This window comes from Salinisphaera sp., assembly GCF_035690525.1.
Taxonomy (GTDB): domain Bacteria; phylum Pseudomonadota; class Gammaproteobacteria; order Nevskiales; family Salinisphaeraceae; genus Salinisphaera.
On the sequence record NZ_DASSKM010000137.1, the window covers coordinates 1 to 3,896 of the forward strand.

Consider the following 3,896-nt stretch of genomic DNA (forward strand, 5'->3'; position numbering starts at 1 on the left):
CGCCGACCCCGGTCCTTGCATGCTTGATCAGAAGCCGGCCATTCAAGCCGCCAAGTTCTACCAAAAGCTGCTCAAGATCGCCGATCCCGGCAGCACCAGTTGGGATTGGACCGGCGTGGCCAACGCCTTCAAGAACCACCGGATCGCCATGATGCCGGAGTGGCACGAATTCGCCGGTTCGCTCGAGTCCGGCGATCTGACCGGCAAGATCGGCTACGCGCCGCTGCCCACCGGCCCGGCGCGCAGCGCCAATCTGTACGGCGGTTCCGGGGTGGGCATCAACGGCAACGCCAGCGGCAAGGAAAAAACGGCTGCCTGGCTGTTTCTGGTCTGGGCCACCGCGCCACAAACCCAGATCGAGGGTTTGAAACTGGGCGGCGGCACGCCGACCCGTACTTCGGTGTATAACAGTTCCAAGGTTGCGCATCCGAGCCCGACCCATATGCCGAACATGCTGACCGCGGACACCATGCAAATCGCCTGGGATCCGGACCATATCGGGCTGCGGCCGAAGATTTCTTCCTGGAACCAGTGCGATAGCGCAATTTTCACCAACCTGTCGAAAATGCTGGCCGGCCAGATGTCGCCTGAGCAGACGATGAAGACGACCAAGAGCGAGATCGACGAAGCCACGGGTGCGTAGCGACTATGGCCGATAAGGCAGAATCACTGGAGTCAACGGGCCCACCGCAACGCGAAAGCAAACAGCGTGTGGCGCCCGTGGGCGCTCCGGTACACAAGCCGCGGCGGGGTTTTGAGCTGGCGATGATGTCGCCAGCTCTGTTCCTGCTCGCCGCCATTTCATTCATTCCGCTGTTCATGATGATCTGGATGAGCCTGAGCAAGGTCGGGCTCATCGGCGGGCTGTCGTTTTCCTTTATCGGGCTGGAAAACTGGCGGCACTTGTTCGGCGACCCGCAGATCGGTTCGAGTTGGATTTTAAGCATTATCTACTTCGCGGCCACGGTGGGCATCGAGCTCGTTCTTGGCACCGCCATGGCGCTTTTGATCCACAGCATGATCCGGGCGCGCAATCTCGTGCTGTCGCTGGTGCTGATCCCGATGTTCATCGCCCCGGTCATCGTGGGGCTGCTCGGCCGGTTCCTGCTCAATTCCGGCTTCGGCCTGTATACGTGGGTGCTGTCCGTGCTCGGCCTCTACGACGGCAATATTCTGGGCAGCGTGGGCCCGGCGCTGGTCGCGGTAATCGGCATGAATGTCTGGGAATGGTCGCCGCTGATCGCGCTGATCGTACTCGCCGGCCTGACCGCGGTGCCCAACGATATTCTCGAAGCCGCCGAGGTGGACGGCGCCAGCTACTGGCGCAAGCTGGTGTCCATCGTGGTGCCCTCGATTCTGCCCATTCTGCTGGTCGCGCTGCTGATCCGCTCGATGGACGCGATTCGCTTTTTCGCCATCATTCTGATCACCACCAACGGCGGCCCCGCGGATTCGACCAAGATCATCCCGATCCGGCTGTACGACATCGCTTTCCGCTTCTTCAATCTCGGCTATGCGGCCGCGGTGGGGCTGACCATGCTGGTGTTTTCGATCATTATTGCCAATATTTTTGTGCAGGTGTTCAAACGACGGCAGGCGACGCTATGAACAATATGTCTCATCGCCTGGCCGGGATCGTCCGCGGGCTGCTCATCGCCTTGATGCTCGTCTGGTCACTGGTGCCGGTCATCTGGATGGTGCTGTCTTCGTTCAAGCCCAACACCGTGATCACCAACAGCCCGCCGAGTTTTCTTTTTTCGCCGACGTTAGTGCATTACGTTAATTTGTTCTCCGGCGGCAACAATCTCTGGCAGAACGTCATCAACAGCGTGATCGTGGCCGGCGTATCGACCCTGATCGCGGTCGGGCTGGGCACCATGGCCGGCTACGGCCTGTCGAGAATCCAGATGCGCGGCAAGGATCATCTGTCGTTCTGGATCATCAGCGTGCGCATGGCGCCGATCGCGGCGGTGATCGTGCCCTTGTATCTGATGTTCCGCTATCTGCATCTGCTGGACAGCTATACCGGCTTGATCATCGCCTATTTGAGCTTCAATCTGCCGTTCGCGATCTGGCTGATGACTGCTTTTTTCGACGATCTGCCGCGCGATCTCGAAGAGGCCGCGACCGTCGACGGCGCCACCAAATGGCAGGTCTTTTCGCGGGTCGCCCTGCCGCTGATGAAGCCGGGCATCGTGACCACCTCCATCTTGTGCTTCATATTCGCCTGGAACGACTATGCGTTTGCCACCACGTTTACCGGCCCCGGCACCCAGACCATTCCCATCGCCGCCGCCAATGTGCTCACCCAGAGCGGCATCGACTGGGGCGCGCTGACGGCCATCGGCACCATCGTGGTCCTCCCGATGGCGGTGTTCGGCCTGCTGGTCAAGCGCTGGCTAGTGACCGGGTTGACGCTGGGCGCCGTCAAATAAGCGTATGTTGAGGGGCGGGAAGCGAAGGAAAACGGTTATCCGCAGGTTGCGCAGATTAAATACAGACAGAAGACATGAATCCGCAGATCGAATACAGGCAGAAAGCATTGATCCATAGATTACGCTGATTTGCGGACAAACTGTCTTCGCTTTCATCAGCGGACTGAAAATCAGAAGCGGCGCAGACCGCATTAGGAACAATTCATGACCGTTATGTCCAAATTCGATCTAACCGGCCGCGTGGCCGTGATGACCGGCGGCAACGGCGGTATCGGCGAGGCGTTGGCGCATGCGTTGGCCGAGGCCGGGGCGGCTGTCGCTATCGTCGCCCGGCGCGTGGATAAAGCGGAGAACGTGGCCGCGGCGATTCGCGAAGAGGGCGGGAAAGCCATGGCCGTGGGCGCCGACGTAACCGACGTGAACGCCATCGAGCCGATGCTCGATTCCATCGAATCGGAACTCGGCCCGGTCGATATCTTCGTCAACAACGCCGGCATCTGTGAGCACAAGCCGGCGTTGGAGGTCAGTCCCGAGGGCTGGCGCCAGATCTTCGACGTTAATGTGCACGGCCTGTGGAACTGCTGCCAGGCTGTCGGCCGGCGCATGGCCGAGCGCGGCACCGGCAATATTATCAATGTGGGCTCGATCTCGGCCGAGATCGTCAATCGCCCACAGATGCAGCCGGCCTACAACGCGTCCAAGGCGGCCGTGCACCAGCTCACCAAGTCGTTGGCGGCCGAATGGGCGCCGTTGGGCGTTCGCGTCAACGCCATCGCGCCCGGCTATGTCGGCACCGACATGGCGCCGGTCGACGATCCCAAGTTCAAGCCGTACTGGATCGACGATGCGCCGATGCAGCGCGCGGCCACGCCCGAGGAACTGGGGCCCAGCATCGTGTATCTCGCAAGCGACGCATCGAGTTTCATGACCGGCTCGATTCTCAAGATCGACGGCGGGTATACGCTCTGGTAGTTGGAACCGTCCACGAATAAACGCGAACGAAAGACAAGAAGACGATTAACCGCAGATTACGCAGATTACGCAGATCAAATACAGGCAAAAACATTTATCCGCAGATAGACGCAGAATCACGCAGATAAGCAGGAAGACAATTAACCGCAGATCAACGCGGATTCACGCAGATAGGGAAGGCAGGCAAGCCAGTTCGATTGGCGCGTTTTATTTTGGAGCCGCACCAGTGGCTCGGGCTTCAAGGAAAAGAGCGGGCTGTTCTAACTTAGTGGCTTTCTTTTCATCTGCGTGAATCTGCGGACAAAAGAGCTTTTAGAGGAAAGACCCATGGCAGTGGTAGAACTCGATCAAGTCGGCAAGCGCTATCCGGGCGCCGAAGAACTCGCGGTCCAAAACTTCAACCTGATCACCGAAGACGGCGAATTCGTGGTCCTGGTCGGCCCGTCGGGCTGCGGCAAGACCACCACCATGCGCATGATCGCCGGCCTG

At 59.7% G+C, this 3,896-nt stretch carries 5 protein-coding genes; all 5 read left to right on the plus strand.

Going from position 1 to position 3,896, the window contains the following annotated elements; genetic code table 11:
* Positions 1-643 (plus strand): extracellular solute-binding protein (locus VFJ08_RS10580; protein WP_324997173.1); only part of this gene is annotated, 643 nt, incomplete at its 5' end.
* Positions 644-765: 122 nt separating this feature from the next.
* Positions 766-1,608, plus strand: a complete 843-nt coding sequence (locus tag VFJ08_RS10585) for a sugar ABC transporter permease (RefSeq protein WP_324997174.1) — start codon at positions 766-768, stop codon at positions 1,606-1,608.
* The gene (locus VFJ08_RS10590) at positions 1,605-2,435 is read left to right on the plus strand and encodes a carbohydrate ABC transporter permease (protein ID WP_324997175.1); all 831 of its coding nucleotides are present in this window, start codon (positions 1,605-1,607) and stop codon (positions 2,433-2,435) included. The genes VFJ08_RS10585 and VFJ08_RS10590 overlap by 4 nt, the downstream gene beginning before the upstream one ends.
* Before the next feature lie 204 nt (positions 2,436-2,639).
* Positions 2,640-3,407 carry an SDR family oxidoreductase gene (locus VFJ08_RS10595; protein WP_349256989.1) on the plus strand — a complete coding sequence of 256 codons (768 nt, stop codon included), beginning with the start codon at positions 2,640-2,642 and terminating at the stop codon, positions 3,405-3,407.
* A gap of 327 nt (positions 3,408-3,734) precedes the next feature.
* The coding region (locus VFJ08_RS10600; protein WP_324997177.1) for an ATP-binding cassette domain-containing protein at positions 3,735-3,896 on the plus strand (162 nt) is incomplete at its 3' end.

Coding starts and splice junctions, on each gene's coding strand:
- VFJ08_RS10585 (WP_324997174.1), top strand. CDS start 766: ATGATGTCGCCAGCTCTGTTCCTGCTCGCCGCCATTTCATTCATTCCG.
- VFJ08_RS10590 (WP_324997175.1), top strand. CDS start 1,605: ATGAACAATATGTCTCATCGCCTGGCCGGGATCGTCCGCGGGCTGCTC.
- VFJ08_RS10595 (WP_349256989.1), top strand. CDS start 2,640: ATGACCGTTATGTCCAAATTCGATCTAACCGGCCGCGTGGCCGTGATG.